15 protein-coding genes and 1 pseudogene are annotated in these 14,329 nt (G+C 74.2%); 5 read left to right on the forward strand and 11 right to left on the reverse strand.

The annotated features are described in order from the left end of the window. The 3 genes and pseudogenes from GA0115240_RS32905 to GA0115240_RS32915 form a co-directional block, all read right to left on the reverse strand. Nucleotides 1-1,083: pseudogene (locus GA0115240_RS32905) on the reverse strand (lycopene cyclase family protein); the annotation flags it as partial. Between the two features lie 248 nt (nucleotides 1,084-1,331). Beyond that, complete coding sequence (locus GA0115240_RS32910) at nucleotides 1,332-2,234, reverse strand: DUF72 domain-containing protein (protein WP_093742502.1); 903 nt, start codon at nucleotides 2,232-2,234, stop codon at nucleotides 1,332-1,334. A 171-nt stretch (nucleotides 2,235-2,405) separates the two neighbouring features. Beyond that, nucleotides 2,406-2,612 (reverse strand): hypothetical protein, encoded by a 207-nt coding sequence (locus GA0115240_RS32915; protein WP_093742481.1) that lies wholly within the window; start codon nucleotides 2,610-2,612, stop codon nucleotides 2,406-2,408. 176 nt (nucleotides 2,613-2,788) lie between these two features. On the opposite strand from GA0115240_RS32915, the gene GA0115240_RS32920 reads away from it, so the two are divergent. Beyond that, entirely contained in the window at nucleotides 2,789-3,748 is a 960-nt protein-coding gene (locus GA0115240_RS32920; protein ID WP_256070151.1) for a YihY/virulence factor BrkB family protein, read from the forward strand. A 122-nt stretch (nucleotides 3,749-3,870) separates the two neighbouring features. Next, entirely contained in the window at nucleotides 3,871-4,854 is a 984-nt protein-coding gene (gene corA / locus GA0115240_RS32925; protein WP_093742485.1) for a magnesium/cobalt transporter CorA, read from the forward strand. 155 nt (nucleotides 4,855-5,009) lie between these two features. On the opposite strand, the gene GA0115240_RS32930 is transcribed toward corA, so the two are convergent. The 4 genes from GA0115240_RS32930 to GA0115240_RS32945 all read right to left on the reverse strand — a co-directional run bounded on the left by GA0115240_RS32930 (nucleotide 5,010) and on the right by GA0115240_RS32945 (nucleotide 9,522). Next, a complete protein-coding gene (locus GA0115240_RS32930; protein WP_093742487.1) occupies nucleotides 5,010-5,372 on the reverse strand; it encodes a hypothetical protein in 363 nt (120 codons plus the stop codon). 274 nt (nucleotides 5,373-5,646) lie between these two features. Beyond that, on the reverse strand, nucleotides 5,647-8,007 hold the full coding sequence (locus GA0115240_RS32935) for a glycoside hydrolase family 65 protein (RefSeq protein WP_093742489.1): 2,361 nt from the start codon (nucleotides 8,005-8,007) through the stop codon (nucleotides 5,647-5,649). Then, a complete protein-coding gene (locus tag GA0115240_RS32940; protein WP_093742491.1) occupies nucleotides 8,004-8,756 on the reverse strand; it encodes an HAD family hydrolase in 753 nt (250 codons plus the stop codon). The genes GA0115240_RS32935 and GA0115240_RS32940 overlap by 4 nt, the downstream gene beginning before the upstream one ends. A gap of 100 nt (nucleotides 8,757-8,856) precedes the next feature. Further along, nucleotides 8,857-9,522 carry an NAD(P)H-binding protein gene (locus GA0115240_RS32945; protein ID WP_093742493.1) on the reverse strand — a complete coding sequence of 222 codons (666 nt, stop codon included), beginning with the start codon at nucleotides 9,520-9,522 and terminating at the stop codon, nucleotides 8,857-8,859. Between the two features lie 268 nt (nucleotides 9,523-9,790). Between GA0115240_RS32945 and GA0115240_RS32950 the strand changes: the two genes are divergently transcribed. Then, complete coding sequence (locus GA0115240_RS32950) at nucleotides 9,791-10,669, forward strand: NAD-dependent epimerase/dehydratase family protein (RefSeq protein ID WP_093742495.1); 879 nt, start codon at nucleotides 9,791-9,793, stop codon at nucleotides 10,667-10,669. 48 nt (nucleotides 10,670-10,717) lie between these two features. Here the strand turns inward: GA0115240_RS32950 and GA0115240_RS32955 are convergent, their stop codons facing one another. The 4 genes from GA0115240_RS32955 to GA0115240_RS32970 are packed head-to-tail and all read right to left on the reverse strand — an operon-like array spanning nucleotide 10,718 to nucleotide 12,804. Continuing rightward, on the reverse strand, nucleotides 10,718-11,443 hold the full coding sequence (locus tag GA0115240_RS32955) for a metallophosphoesterase family protein (protein ID WP_093742497.1): 726 nt from the start codon (nucleotides 11,441-11,443) through the stop codon (nucleotides 10,718-10,720). Further along, on the reverse strand, nucleotides 11,440-11,721 hold the full coding sequence (locus GA0115240_RS32960) for a hypothetical protein (RefSeq protein WP_256070152.1): 282 nt from the start codon (nucleotides 11,719-11,721) through the stop codon (nucleotides 11,440-11,442). The genes GA0115240_RS32955 and GA0115240_RS32960 overlap by 4 nt, the downstream gene beginning before the upstream one ends. Further along, nucleotides 11,708-12,334 (reverse strand): hypothetical protein, encoded by a 627-nt coding sequence (locus GA0115240_RS32965; RefSeq protein WP_093742499.1) that lies wholly within the window; start codon nucleotides 12,332-12,334, stop codon nucleotides 11,708-11,710. Before GA0115240_RS32965 ends, GA0115240_RS32960 begins: the two co-directional genes overlap by 14 nt. 56 nt (nucleotides 12,335-12,390) lie before the next feature. Then, nucleotides 12,391-12,804 (reverse strand): DUF2795 domain-containing protein, encoded by a 414-nt coding sequence (locus tag GA0115240_RS32970; RefSeq protein ID WP_093742500.1) that lies wholly within the window; start codon nucleotides 12,802-12,804, stop codon nucleotides 12,391-12,393. A 338-nt stretch (nucleotides 12,805-13,142) separates the two neighbouring features. Here GA0115240_RS32970 and GA0115240_RS32975 point away from each other — a divergent pair, with 338 nt between their 5' ends. Continuing rightward, the gene (locus tag GA0115240_RS32975) at nucleotides 13,143-13,799 is read left to right on the forward strand and encodes an HAD family hydrolase (RefSeq protein WP_093742505.1); all 657 of its coding nucleotides are present in this window, start codon (nucleotides 13,143-13,145) and stop codon (nucleotides 13,797-13,799) included. A gap of 28 nt (nucleotides 13,800-13,827) precedes the next feature. Further along, on the forward strand, nucleotides 13,828-14,329 hold a 502-nt coding region (locus GA0115240_RS32980; protein WP_141709050.1), incomplete at its 3' end, for a CYTH domain-containing protein.

The following is a 14,329-nucleotide window of genomic DNA, read 5'->3' on the forward strand; positions in this document are numbered from 1 at the left end:
TGCGGCCGTCCAGGAAGCGCAGCAGCCGCTCGGCCGGGACACGGGCGAACAGCCGGGTGAAGAAGTCGGCGCCGTCCACCCGGCCGGTGTCCAGCGCCCGCAGCAGCACGGCGTCCATCGCCAGCGCGCGGGCCGGGTAGGCGGGCGGGAACGGGATCGCGGCCCGCGGCCAGGGCGGCGGCGACTCCGGCCGCCTGCCGCTGCACCGCGGCGAAGGTGTAGCCGGTGGCGGGCCGGGTGGCGCCGCCGGCGGCGCCGATCCGGAACACCGAGGCGCCCGCCCGGCGCGGGAAACGCCCGTCGGTCATCGGGATCACGCCCTGCTCGGTGGACAGGATCCGCAGCTGCGGCAGGCCGAGGACGTCGCGGGTGTAGTGGCGCAGCGCGGCCTCGTACCCGGCGTCGTCGAGCACGGCCGGCGAGAACTCGGTGTACTCCACCAGCGCCGTGCGGTCGTCGAGGGGCAGCACGTATCCGAAGGACAGGCCGTGCGGCGGCTGCGGGGTGCGGAAGTCCATCAGATCGGCGACCGCCGGGTCGAACACCGGGGTGCCGGCCCGGACGAACCAGCCCCTGAAGTGCTGCAGCAAGGTGGTGCGGGCCCGGGGGAGCGCGGACGGCGGGCGCGAGTCGAACGCCCAGCGGGTGCGCCAGGCCGCCGCGCCGCCGGCCGCGGTCGTGCCGCGGACCAGCGCCCCGCCGGCGTCGTCCCGTACCTCGGTCACCGACGCCTCGACCCGCCGGATCCAGGGCGCCGTCGCCAGCCGGGCGGCCACCAGCCGCTCGAAGTCCGGTGAGCGCAGCATCTTGTAGCGCAGCGGCGCGATGCGGGCCAGCACCGGGCGGCCGTCGCCGCCGTGCACCCGCAGCCGGTCCCAGCCGGCGGTCAGCACGCTGTCGTACCCGCCGCCCGGCTCCTCCCAGAAGCACCAGGTCCGGGCCGGCGGACGCGGGCCGCCCGGCGGCGCGTCGACGAGCAGCACGGACGGCGGCGCGGGCAGCGCGGGATCGGCGAGCCGGTACGCCAGCGTCAGACCCCGCCGCCCCCGCGCCCACGATGGCGACCTCCGCGTCCCACGCCACCTGCCGCCCCTTCCTGTCCTGAAGCTGCCGCGAGCCGGCCGCCAACCTGCGGCGAGCCTGGCTCGATCCGGCCCCGGAGCGCCTGGCTCCGGCACCGCCCAGCATTCCGGGTCCGGCCCGGCCGGCGGCGCAGGCCGGCCGCGAGTGTCGCGGGCGACTGCCCGCCGCCTGGCTGCCCGCCGCCCGCCCGGCAGCCCGCCGCTGTCCCGGACCGCTGTCGAACAGTACGCGCGGGACGGCCGCCGTGCTCAGTGCGGCGGGCGGGCGCCGGGCGCCGGCAGCAGACGGGTCATCAGTTCGGCGCCGGACACGGCCGCGTCGCCGCAGCAGTTGTTGAACAGAACGTGCACGTCGGCCGCCCGGTCGGCCAACTCGCGGACCCGGCCCACCCAGGGCCGCAGTTCGGCCGCCGTGTACCGGTGGCGGAAGCGGTCCTCCTTGCTCCCGGTGCCCCACAGCCGGCTGCGGCCGTGCAGCCGCACCACCGCCAGCGCCGGGCAGGTCACGGCGGTCACCGGCGGCAGGGACGACGGCAGTCCCGGCGCGGTGTCCACCGCGACGCAGGCGGCGCCCAGGTCGCGCAGCAGCGCCGCCGTGCGCGGGAAGGCGTCCGGCCGCAGCCACGCCGGGTCGCGGAACTCGACCGCCAGCCGCAGCGCTCCGGCCCGCTCCCGCCAGCGCAGCAACGCGGCCCGCGTGTCGTCGGCGGGTCCGAACCACGGCGGGAACTGCAGCAGGACGCTGCCCAGGCGCCCGGCGTCGGCCAGCGGCGCCAGGGCCGCGGTGAAACGCTGCCAGACCTCCCGCCGCAGTTCCGCGGACACCTCGTCCGGGCGCAGGACGCGCCCCGGCGGGCCCGGCGGACGCAGATCCGCCGGCAGCGCCGAGACGCGGGTGGGATGGCCGGTGAGCAGCGAGAAGACCTTCACGTCGAACAGGAAACCCGGCGGGGTGCGCTCGGCCCACAGGGCGCTGTTGCGCGCGCTGGGCAGCGCGTAGTAGGTCGAGTCGACCTCCACCACCGGGAAGCGCGCCGCGTAGTGCCGCAGCCGCCCCTCCGGGTCGCGCGCGGCCGGCGGGTACCAGCCGGCCGCGACGAGGGCGGGATCGGTCCACGAACAGGTGCCGACCCGGGTTCCGGCGGTCCACAGCGGCTGCGGGGACCGGTCCTGGCCCGATCGCGCCGCCCGCGGTCCCCGGGCCGGCGACTCGCGCTCCGGCCGGGCCGGTTCGGGCCGCTCCGGCTCGAACAGCGCGGGCTGCTCCACCGGCGGTCCCGGCCGCGACCGGGGCCCGCGCCCGGTACTCGCGCGCAGCGCGGCTCAGCTCCCCATCAAGGCGTAGACCAGCAGGACCACGGCGACGATCACCAGTACACCCAGGAGTAGTAGCATCCCGGTGCGCGCGCCGGGCGGGTCGGCCGCCGCGGGCTGCTGCGTCGGCTGCGCGGTCGGGCCCCACTCCGGCCCGCCGGGCTGGTTCCAGCGCGGTTCGGGTGGGGGTATCGAAGGGTCGGTCGTCTCGGACATCGCGCATCCTCCTGAGTCGGGGCGGGTCGGATCTGCCGGTCCGTGTTCCCCTTCGCGGCGCCGGCATTCAGGCCCGGCGCGGCCGGCGGGCGGCTGCCATGAAGGCGGCGGCCCTGGGCATAGACGTGGAAGAGGCAACGCCGTGAGGCGTCGCGGTACCGGTGGGAGGATGAAGGGTGGCGACTGGGGAGAGCGCGACGGCCCGGCACGGGCGCCGGCGCGCGCCGGAACGTGAGCGCGGCAGGACACTGCGGGGGGTCCGGGCGCTGATGCGCTTCACCCGCACCCTGTTCCACACGCTCGCCGCCGCCTGGGACAAGGACGCCACCGAGCGGGCCGCCGCGCTGACCTACTACGCCGTGCTGGCCATCTTCCCGGCGCTGCTGATGACCGTCTCGCTGGTGGGGCTGGCCGGCGGGGCCTCGGACGCCAGCTTGTCGGACGGCATCACCACGCTGCTGCCCGCCGAGTCCCGGCCGGTGGTGGCCCAGGCGCTGCTGGACATGGCACGCGACAAGTCGGCCAGCTTGTCGCTGTCGGCGGTCGGCGGGGCCGGCGCGATCTGGTCGGCCTGCGCCTACGCCAGTGTCTTCCGCCGGGCACTGCACAACATGCACGGCGTCACCGACAGCCGGCCCGCCTGGCGTACCGCCCCGCGCGTGGTGTTCACCTCCGTCACCTTGCTGGTGCTGCTGGTGTGCAGCGCGCTGTGCCTGGTGGTGACCGGCGCGCTGGCCCGCCGGACCGGCGCGCTGCTGGACATGGACGGGGCGACCCTCGCCGCCTGGCGCGGGCTGCGCTGGCCGCTGCTGGTGGTGGTGGCCTCGGCGCTGGTGCTGGTGCTGTTCCGCTCCGGTCCCCGCGACGCCAGGTCGCTGCGCGCGATGGCCCCCGGCGGCGCGCTCGCGGTGGGGCTGTGGCTGGCCACCTCCGCCGGGTTCGCCGAGTACACCGCGCACCTGGGCACGTACAACCGGCTGTACGGGCCGCTGGCCGGGACCGTGGTGTTCCTGGTGTGGCTGTGGTTCTCCAACCTGGCCCTGATGGTCGGCGCCCACTTCAACGTCGAGCACGCCAGGGCCCTGACGGCCCGGGCGCGGCCCGCACCCGAACCCAAGGCCGTCCCGGGCGGGTGAACCGGGCGGGTGAACCGAGCGGGTGAACCGAGCGGGGCGGGGGCCGCCGGCCGGGACGCCGGCCGCTCCGGCGTTCCGGTACGACCTGGTACGGCCGCCCGGGTACGCGGAAAGGATGAGACGTGATCGTGGACTGCGCCATCTACCGGGACGGTCGGCGCGCGGAGACCCCGAGCGACCTCTCCGACGCGCTGGAGCACGCGCGCGCCGTCGGCGACTCCTTCGTCTGGATCGGGATGAACGAGCCGACCGCCGAGGAGTTCGACCTGCTCGGCTCCGAACTCGGCCTGCACCCGCTCGCCGTCGAGGACGCCCTCAAGGCGCACCAGCGCCCGAAGATGGAGTCGTACACCGGCGCCCTGTTCACCGTCGTCCGGCCGCTGACCTACGACGACGCGGCGGCCCGGATCCACGCCAGCGAGCTGATGGTCTTCATCGGCGAGTCCTTCGTGGTGACGGTCCGGCACGGCGAATCCCGCACCGCGGCCGAGGTGCGGGCCCGGATGGAGCAGGCCCCCGAGGTGCTGCGGCACGGACCGGTCGCGGTGCTGTACGCGATCTTCGACTCGGTGGTGGACGCCTATGTCGACATCGCCACCGAACTCCAGGTCGATCTGGAGGAGTTGGAGGAGCAGGTCTTCTCCCCGGGCGGCGGCGGCTCCGGGCGGGTGGCCGGCACCATCTACACCTTCAAGCGCCAGGTGCTGGAGTTCCGGCGGGCCACCGGGCCGCTCAGCGAGCCGATGTCCCGGCTGGTGGCCGGCACCGCGCCCTATGTCACCCGCGAGACCCGGCCGTTCTTCCGCGATGTCGCCGACCACCTGGCCCGGGCCAACGAGGCGGGGGACGGCCTGGACCGGCTGCTGTCCGACATCCTCGGCGCCCACCTCACCCAGGTCGGGGTCCAGCAGAACGACGACATGCGCAAGATCTCGGCCTGGGCGGCCATGGCCGTGGTGCCCACCGCGATCGCCGGCATCTACGGCATGAACTTCGAGCACATGCCGGAACTCCACCAGATCTGGGGCTACCCGGCCGCGCTGGGCCTGATGGCGACGCTGGTGCTCATCCTCTACATCCTCTTCAAGCGCCGCGGCTGGTTCTGACCGCCGCCCGCCCGGCGGCCCGGCTTGCACGGGCACCGTCCCCGGGCGGCTTCCACGGGCACCTTCGAGGGGCCCCCACCCGCCGCCGCGGGGGAGGGCCCGTCCCCGCCGCGCCCCCGTGGGTACGCGGCGGAGGCCGTGCGATCGGACGCCGGTCAGCCGCAGGGCAGCGCGCCGGGGGTCAAGATCACCTGCTTGCTGAGATCGCCGTCGAAGCGGAAGGTGTTCACCGCGCTGCCCTGGCAGGTGTAGCGCACGATGCCCAGGCCGTAGGCGACCGGGATCACCGTGCCGGTGCCGCTGACCTTCTCGATCACCGCGTACGCCGGCTGGGTGACGCCGTTGCAGCTCTTGCTGTCGTAGATCGACAACTGGCCGCCGACGAAGTCGAAGTCGGTGTAGTACTGGCAGGCGCCGGGCAGGTCGGCGGTGCCCGCGAGCGCGGTGGTGGCGCCGGGGATGAGCACGGCGGCCAGGGCGGCGGCGCTCGATACGGCGATCAGGCGGAGCTTTCTCACCGGTCGTTGTCCCTTCGGGAGGAGGAGGGTCGTGACGAGCAAGGAGCAGGAGCCGTACGGCGGGGCGGCGGGGTCACCGCGCGCACCGATCGTAGGGTCGCCGACAGAGCGCCGCAATAATGCGAGCGGAGTTAAGAAATTTGCGTAACTATCCCTGCAAAGAGTTGAGTTGCATGAGGCGGCAGGGGTGCGCGGGACCCGGATCGCGCCGTGGCGGCACGGATCCGGGTCCCGGCGGGGGTGGCCGGGCGGCCGGGGGGCCGAGTGGCGCGGCTCAGGCCGGGTGGTGGCGCCGGCGCGGGGCCCGGCCGGCCGGCTGGGTCGGCTCCGGGAGGTGCTTGAAGGCCGGCAGGTCGCGCGTCACCGGCCGCGCGGTGGTCAGCCTGAGCGGCTCCTCGTAGTGCAGCACCTCCAGCGGCTTCCCCTCGGACAGGGTGTAGGTGGCGGAGCTGTTGGTGAACTCCACCCGCAGCCGCCGGCCGCGGAACATCAGCCGGAAGGCGATCCGGCTGAGCGCGTCCGGCAGCCGGGGGGCGAACCGGATCGAGTTGCCGTCGAACAGCCGCATCCCGCCGAGTCCCGCTACCAGCGCCGTCCAGGTGCCGGCCAGCGCCGCGATGTGCAGTCCGTCGCGGGCGTTGTTCTCCAGGTCCTCCAGGTCCATCATGGCCGATTCGCCCAAGTAGTCGTGGGCCAGCTGCAGATGGCCCACCTCGGCGGCGATCACCGACTGGCAGTAGGCCGACAGCGAGGAGTCCCGTACCGTCAGCGGCTCGTAATAGGCGAAGTTGCGCGCCTTCTCCTCCGGGGTGAAGGCATCCCCGCGCAGGTACATCGCCAGCACCAGGTCCGCCTGTTTGACCACCTGCTTGCGGTACAGGTCGAAGTACGGGTAGTGCAGCAGCAGCGGATAGTGCTCGCGGTCGGTGGCGGCGAAGTCCCACACCTGGTGCCGGGTGAAGCCGGCCGACTGCTCGTGCACCCCGAGTTGGGCGTTGAACGGCACCGTCATGGCCGCCGCCGCGTCCCGCCAGGCCGCGGTCTCCTCGGCGGTGACGCCGAGTTCGGCCGCGTGCCGCGGGTGGCGTTCCGCGGCGTCGGCGGCGGCCACCAGATTCCCCTGCGCCATCAGGTTGGTGTACACGTTGTCGTCGGCGACCGCGCTGTACTCGTCGGGACCGGTCACCCCGTCGATGTGGAAGGCCCCGGCGTTGTCGTGGTGGCCCAGTGAGCGCCACAACCGGGCGGTCTCCACCAGGATCTGCAGGCCGGTGTCCTTGTCGAAGGCGTCGTCACCGGTCACCGCCACATAGCGCACCACCGCGTCGGCGATGTCGGCGTTGACGTGGAAGGCCGCGGTGCCGGCCGGCCAATAGCTCGACGCCTCGTCGCCGTTGATGGTCCGCCAGGGGAACGCCGCCCCGGCCAGGCCCAGTTGGCGGGCCCGCTCCTTGGCGGCCGGCAGTGTGTTGGCCCGCCACTGCAGTACCTCGGCGGCGGCCCGCGGCGAGGTGAAGGTCAGCAGCGGCAGGACGAACGTCTCGGCGTCCCAGAAGGTGTGGCCGTCGTAGCCGGAGCCGGTCAGGCCCTTCGCCGGGATCGCCCGCTCCTCGGCCCGCGCGCCGGCCTGCAGCACGTGGAACAGCCCGAAGCGCACCGCCTGCTGGATCTCGGTGTCGCCGTCCACCTCCACGTCGCAGCGGTCCCAGAAGTCGTCCAGGTAGGCGCGCTGCTGGTCCAGCAGGCCCTGCCAGCCGGTGTCCAGGGCGCCGACCAGGGCCGCGTCCGCCTGGTCGCGCAGCGCGGGCAGCGAGCGGGTCGCCGACCAGCCGTAGGCGACGTACTTCTCCAGACGCAGCTTCTGCCCGGTGTCCAGCACCGCCGTCACGGTCAGCCGGCTCACGTCGTCGCCGCTCTCCGACGAGATCTTGGTGGTGGGCTCCGGGCCCTCCACCCGGTGGTCGGCGGCGGTCGCCACCCGCAGCTCGCTGCGGGTGGTGGAATGCACCAGCCGCAGCCGGGTGCCGGCCGCGGAGCTCTCCTCGGCGCGCAGCGGCGACTCCAGGGCGGCGGCCACCCGGGGATCGCCGGCCACCCGCGGGATCTCCTCGTTGGCGATCAGCTCCGACTGCAGCACCAGCCGCACCTGGTCCTCCAGCGGCTCGACCTCGTAGGAGATCGCGGCCACCGCGCGCTGCTGGAAGGAGACCATCCGGGTGGAGCGGACCCGCACCGCGCGGCCGGCCGGCGAGACCCACTCGCACGACCGGCGCAGCACCCCGGCCCGCAGGTCCAGCTCCCGCACATGGTGGCGGATGGTGCCGTAGCGCAGGTCGAAGGGCTCGTCGTCCACCAGCAGCCGGATCACCTTGCCGTTGGTGACGTTGATGACGGTCTGCCCCGACTCCGGATACCCGTAGCCGGCCTCGGCGTACGGCAGCGCGTGCAGTTCGTGCAGACCGTTGAGGTACGAGCCGGGCAGCCCGTTCGGCTCGCCCTCGTCGAGGTTGCCGCGCCAGCCGATGTGCCCGTTGGACAGCGCAAACACCGACTCGCTCTGCGGCAGCACATCGAAATTCAGCTCGCTCTCGCGCAGCGACCACGCGGAGACGTCGTAGGCGGGGTGGTCGATCACGCCGTCCTCCCCAGCAGTTCGGCCAGATCGGTGACGACGACATCGGCGCCGTGCTTGCGCAGCTCGTCGGCCTGGCCGACCCGGTCCACGCCGACCACGTACCCGAACTTGCCCTCCCGGCCGGCGTCCATCCCGACCAGCGCGTCCTCGAAGACCGCCGCCTGCCCGGGCTCGACGCCCAACTGGTGGGCGGCCTCCAGGAAGGTGTCCGGCTTGGGCTTGCCGCGCAGGCCCTGGTCCCGGGCGGTCAGCCCGTCCACCCGCACGTCCATCAGGTGCTCGATCCCGGCCGAGACCAGCACGTCCTTGCAGTTGGCGCTGGAGGACACCACGGCGGTCGACAGCCCCGCCGCGCGCACCGCCTCCACGTAGCGCACCGAACCGGGGTAGGCCTGCACGCCTTCCTGCTTGATCTTCCGCAGCACCAGGACGTTCTTGCGGTTGCCCAGGCCGTGGACGGTCTCGCGGTCCGGCGGGTCGTCCTCCTCGCCCTCGGGCAGCTCGATGTCCCGGGAGGCCAGGAAGGTCCGCACCCCGTCGGCCCGCGGCCGTCCGTCCACGTACGCGTCGTAGTCCGCGGTGGCGTCGAACGGGCGGAACTGCCCCGCGTCACCGCCGCCGCGCCGCCGCAGGAACTCGTCGAACATCTCTTTCCACGCCGCGGCGTGGATCAGCGCGGTCGGTGTGAGCACGCCGTCGAGGTCGAACAGGCAGGCTCGTACGTCGCTGGGCAGGCCGATCTCCGTCATGAGCAGCCTTGTGCCCCGAACGGGAAGCCGCCATGCGGACCTGGGGACAAGACCGCCCGACTCGCCGAATCGTTACAGCACGGCCATCGGACCGCATCCGTCATGACCCCAGCCGGTTGATCTCCGGGCTGTGCAGGATGTGCGGGCCGCCGCCGCCCAGCCGGACCACGGCCAGCATCGCCCGGCCCAGCTGCTCGGTGGTGGTGACATGCCGGGGCGCGAAGCGGCGCAGCACCGGGTACAGCCACGAGGTGGCCGCGTACATCACCCGGTACCCGCGGGTGCGCGAGGTCTCGCCGTGCACCGGCTGGATCCAGCCCGGGCGGAACATGTACGCCCGCATGTCCATGGACAGCAGCGCGTTCTCGGTACGGCCCTTGATCCGGGCCCACGCCGAGCGGCCGCGCTCACTGCTGTCGGTGCCCTCGCCGGAGACGTAGGTGAAGGTGAGCTCCGGACTGCCGGCCGTGACCGCGCGGGCGGCGGCCAGCGCGTAGTCGTACGTCACCCGCTCGTACTCCGCCTCGCTGCGCCCGGCGGCGGACACGCCCAGGCAGTAGAAGCAGGCGTCCGCCCCGGCCAGCTCGCCGGCCACCGGCGACAGGTCGGTGAAGTCCGCGTGCGCCACCTCCCGCAGCCGGGGGTCGGCGCGGCGCAGCGGGCGCCGGACCACCGCCACCACCTCGGTCACCGCCGCGTCCGCCAGGCAGGCGCGCAGCACCCCCTGGCCGACCATGCCCGACGCACCGAAGACGATCACTTTCACCGCTGCCTCCCCGCCCCTGCTGCTCCGCCGGACCCGCGCGGAGCGGGGCCACCGGGACAGTGTGCCTCAGGCCGGGCCCGTCGTGATCTTGTACCGCCGGATCACCGGCCCGCGCCGGCTCCCACCCAGGTCCCTTCGCGTGAGGGGACCGCGGCTGCGGGCCCTGTCAGCGCCGCCGCCCGCCGCTCCTCCCGTACCGTCCGCAGCAAGGACCCGCCGGGCGGAAACCGGCGCCGGCCGTACCACCACAGCGCGAAAGGGCACCGTCATGGCTGTCTTCCTCACCGGCGGCTCCGGCTACGTCGGCCGGTCCGTCATCTCGGCGCTGGTCCGCAGCGGCTTCGACGTCGCCGCGCTGGCCCGCAGCCAGTCCTCGGCCGCCGTGGTCACCGCCCTCGGCGCCGTCGCGGTGGCCGGCGACCTCGCCGACACCCGCGTGCTGCGCAAGGCCGCCGCCGCGGCCGAAGGAGTCATCCACCTCGGCGCCCAGACCGGGCCGGACGCGGCGGCGGTGCAACGGGCCGCCGCCGACGCCATGCAGGAGGGGCTCGGCGACCGCGGCGCCTTCGTGCACACCGGCGGGACGTGGGAGTACGGCAGCACCGACGGCGTGGTGGACGAGGACGCGCCGCTGCGCCCGCCGCCGATCGCCGCCTGGCTGGTGGACAACGAGCGGCAGGTGCTGGCGGCCGCCGAGCGCGGCGGCCGGCCGGTCCTGCTGCGGCCCGGCGTGGTCTACGGCTACACCGGGCAGCTGACCAGGATGTTCTTCACCGACCCCGGCCGCACCGGCGGCGCCGTCCCGATGATCGGCGACGGCTCGAACCACTGGGCGATGGTGCATGTGGACGACCTCGCCGAGCTGTATGTGAAGGCCCTGAACGCGGCGCCCGGATCAATCTATGTGGCCGTCAACGAGCAGAACCCGACACACGCCGACGTCGTCCAGGCGCTGGCCGTGGCCGCCGGCCGGCCCGGCCGGGTCGAGCCGCTGGACGTGGCGCAGGCGGTGGCGCGGATGGGCCCGGTCGCCGAGGCGTTCGCCCTGGACCAGCAGCTGACCGCCGCCCGCGCCCGGCGCGACCTGGGCTGGACCCCGACCCATCTGGACGCGCTCGCCGAACTCGCCAAGGAGTCGGCGGCCTGACCGGGCGTCGGCCCCCCGGCCTCACCAGCGGGGGGTGGCTCGTGCCGGTCAGGCCGGGGCCAGGTGGTAGACGGCGAACGCCCGGCGCAGCACCGGCTGGGCCACGTTGCGGACCCTGACGCCGCCGACCGTCATGCCGTGCTCGGTGCCCGCGTGGGCGTGGCCGTGCACCGCCAGGTCGACCTTGCCGCCGTCCAGCGCCTCGGCGAGCAGGTAGCTGCCGAGGAACGGGTAGATCTCGGTCGGCTCGCCCGCCAGGGTGTCCGGCACGGGGGAGAAGTGGGTGAGCGCGATCCGCAGCGCGCAGCCGGCGTCGGCCAGCTCCTCCAGCGCGCGGCGCAGGCCGTCGGCGCTGCGACGGGTGGCCCGGACGAACGCCTTCATCTCCGGCTCGCCGAACTCGCCCGCGCTGCGACCGGCGAAACCGCCGCCGAAGCCCTTGGTCCCGGCCACGCCCACCACCGTGCCGCCGACGGTCAGCGTGGTCGCGGCGCCCTCCAGCACGGTCACCCCCGCCTCCTCCAGCACCGCCGTCACCTCCGGCGTCTGGTCCGCGTGGTGGTCGTGGTTGCCGAGCACGGCGATCACCGGCACCCCGAGCCCGGCCACCTCCTCGGCCACCACCCGGGCCTCGTCGACCGTGCCGTGCCGGGTGAGGTCACCGGCCAGCAGCAGCAGGTCCGCCACGTCGGGCAGGGTCTCGAAGGCCGGCCGCAGGCTGCCCCGGCTGTCCGGGCCCATGTGGATGTCGCCCACCGCCGCCACCCGTATCACAGCAGGCGCTCCGCCCGGTCGGGGGCGGTGAGTTCGGCGACCGTCACATCGACCTGGCGGTCCAGGCCGGCCAGTACCTCGGCGGCCACCCGCAGCACCGTCTGCCTGCTCTCGGCGGTGGGCACGCTGCCGCTGATGATCACGGTGCCGCCGCGGTCCTCCACCCGCAGGCCGAGATCGGCCGCGCCCTCGTCCACCAGTCGCTGGTGCAGATGCGCGATGCGGTACTCGGCGTGCCCTTCGGCGCCGGGCGGAATCGGGGGGTCAGACGGATTCACGGGCCACCTCCTCGGGTGGGATGATCTCCAGCCGCTCCAGCAGATAAAAGAAGGCGTCCGGCATCGGCTGGGCGCCGTAGTCGCGGCGCAGTTGCGCCCAGTCGGTCTTCTCCCGCAGCGCGCGGGCCACCGGAAGCACCGCGCCGAAGTCGCAGTGGTGCTCGGAGAAGGACCGCAGCAGCGAGGCGAGCAGGTCGGTGGCCGACAGCACCGGCATCCGTACCGCCTCCACCGGCATCACCGGGGCCCGGCGCAGCAGCGCCTCGTCGACCGGCACGTGCCCGAGCTCGAAGATCAGGTCGATGTCCTGGTCCAGGCAGCGGGCCTTGATCAGCCAGTCCTCCGGCGGCCGGCGCACCGGGATGCCGGCCTCGGTGAGCGTGTCGGCGACCGCGTCGGCGGTGTCCGGGGTGATGCAGAAGTCCACGTCGTGCTGGAAGCTCGGCACCACGCCGTGCGCGTAGGCGGCGACGCTGCCGGCCAGGGCGAAGGCGTGGCCGCCGGCCTTCAGCCGGGCGGCCATCTCCTTGGTGGCCTCGAGAATCGCCTGCGTACGGTCCGGCGGCAGCGCCGCCGCCCCCGCTTCCTGCTGCTTGTCCGGTGAGTGCGTCACAGCGGTCGGTTACCCCGTCAGCGGTGGGCGATACGGATTCCTTCGCCGGCCGCGGGTCAGTCCCTGCGGTCCTCCACGCCGAATCCCAGGGCGCGGACCACCGCCTGGACATTCGGGTACGCCGGCTCGGCCGGCAGCGACGACACCCGGTCCACCAGCGTGTCCGGTGCGTGATGGCGCTGCAGGCTGCCCAGCAGGGCCGACCGCTTCGCCGGGTAGATGGCGCGCTCCAGATGCCTGGCCAGATCAGTACGGACCGTCACACCTTCGGCGGTCATGCCGGAAGGCGCCGGCAGGCCGGGGTCACCGGAGGGGAAGGACTCCGTGATCGGCTCGTCCTCTCCCGACGGCTCCGGCTCGTACGCCTCCTCGATCCGGACCTCCCGGTTCGCCTTGAGCTCGCCCTGCATCTCCCTCTTGAGCTCGTCGTCCCGTACGAAGCCGGTCTTGTTGGTTCCCTGGTCCGTCATGGGTTGTGGCCTCCTCTTCGTCCGTGCACAGCCACTACCCGTCCGATTCGTCCCGAAACGATGACATTATGAGTTCCTGCGGCGGCCGGCCGGCGTAGTGCCCCGGTGACCGGGGTACCCGCTGGGGACAGCCGCCGGGAGCAGCCGGGACGAGGTGGGCGGACCGCCGCCGGCCGGCGGGCAGGCACAGCGACCCGGAGGCGACGGTGGACGAGCACCAGCACCAGCACGAGCACGGGCAGGACCGGGACAAGGACCGGGAACACGATCGGGGCCACGGTCGGGGACCGGGCCGGGAGCGGCGCGCGGCGGTGCTCTTCGATGTGGACGGCACGCTGATGGACACCGTCTACCTGCACACCGTCGCCTGGTGGGAGGCCCTGCGGCAGCACGGTGAGCGGGTGCCGATGAGCCGGGTGCACCGGTCCATCGGGATGGGCAGCGACCATCTGCTCGACCATCTGCTCGGCGAGGACCACGACCACGGGGACGACAGCGCGCTCAGCGCCGCCCACGACACCCTGTATGCCCAGTACTGGACCCGGCTCGCCCCGCTGGAGGGCGCCGCGGACCTGCTCCGGGCCTGCGCTGCACGCGGCTGGCGGGTGGTCCTGGCCAGCTCGGCCTCCGACCGGGAGCTGCGGGTGATGCGGGACGCGCTCGGCGCCGACGACGCGATCGACGCGGTGACCACCGCCGACGACGTCGAGGCCAGCAAACCCTCGCCCGATCTCGTCGCCCGGGCGCTGGAGCGCGCCGCCGTCCCGCCCGACCGCGCGGTCTTCGTGGGCGACGCGGTGTGGGACGCCGAAGCCGCGGGCCGCGCCGGGGTGCGCTGCGTCGGGCTGCTGTCCGGCGGCGTGTCCCGCGAGGAACTGACCGGCGCGGGCGCCGCGGAGGTCTACCAGGGCCCGGCCGACCTGCTGGCCCACCTCGACGGGAGCCTGCTGGCCGACCCCGGGCGGCCCGGGCCGGCCGCCCCCGCCGCCGAATGAGGGGCCGGGAGGCGGGCACGCGACCGGTATGACCACCAGCCACATCGAACAGGAAACGAAGTTCGAGGGACCCGGGGTCTTCGACCCCGACGGCCTGCGGCGACTGCCGGCCGTCCGCGAGGTGCGCGAGGAGAAACCCGAGGAACTGGACGCCGTCTACTACGACACCGCCGACCTGCGCCTGCTGGCACACGGCATCACCCTGCGCCGCCGTACCGGCGGCCACGACGAGGGATGGCACGTGAAGCTGCCGGGCGGGCGCGGGGAGCGGCGGGAGGTCCACGCGCCGCTGCGCGCCGGGAAGGCCGGCCACGTACCGGCCGAGCTGAACCGGCACCTCAAGGCGTACACCCGCGGCGCGGCCCTGCTGCCCGTGGTGCACCTGCGCACGCACCGCAGGCGGCATCTGCTGCTGGACAAGCGGGGCCGCTGCCTGGCCGAGGTCGCCCAGGACCGGGTGGCGGCGCAGGTGCTCGGCACCGAGCGGCTGCAGTCCGGCCGGGGGCGGACGACGACGGCGCGGCCGGCCA

Source organism: Streptomyces sp. DvalAA-14 (genome assembly GCF_900091855.1).
Classification (GTDB): Bacteria; Actinomycetota; Actinomycetes; order Streptomycetales; family Streptomycetaceae; genus Actinacidiphila.

Excerpts from the sequence above, each read along its gene's own strand:
- GA0115240_RS32915 (WP_093742481.1), bottom strand. The coding sequence starts at position 2,612 with ATGTCCGAGACGACCGACCCTTCGATACCCCCACCCGAACCGCGCTGG.
- GA0115240_RS32940 (WP_093742491.1), bottom strand. The coding sequence starts at position 8,756 with ATGACGGAGATCGGCCTGCCCAGCGACGTACGAGCCTGCCTGTTCGAC.
- GA0115240_RS32950 (WP_093742495.1), top strand. The coding sequence starts at position 9,791 with ATGGCTGTCTTCCTCACCGGCGGCTCCGGCTACGTCGGCCGGTCCGTC.
- GA0115240_RS32970 (WP_093742500.1), bottom strand. The coding sequence starts at position 12,804 with ATGACGGACCAGGGAACCAACAAGACCGGCTTCGTACGGGACGACGAG.
- GA0115240_RS32975 (WP_093742505.1), top strand. The coding sequence starts at position 13,143 with ATGGACACCGTCTACCTGCACACCGTCGCCTGGTGGGAGGCCCTGCGG.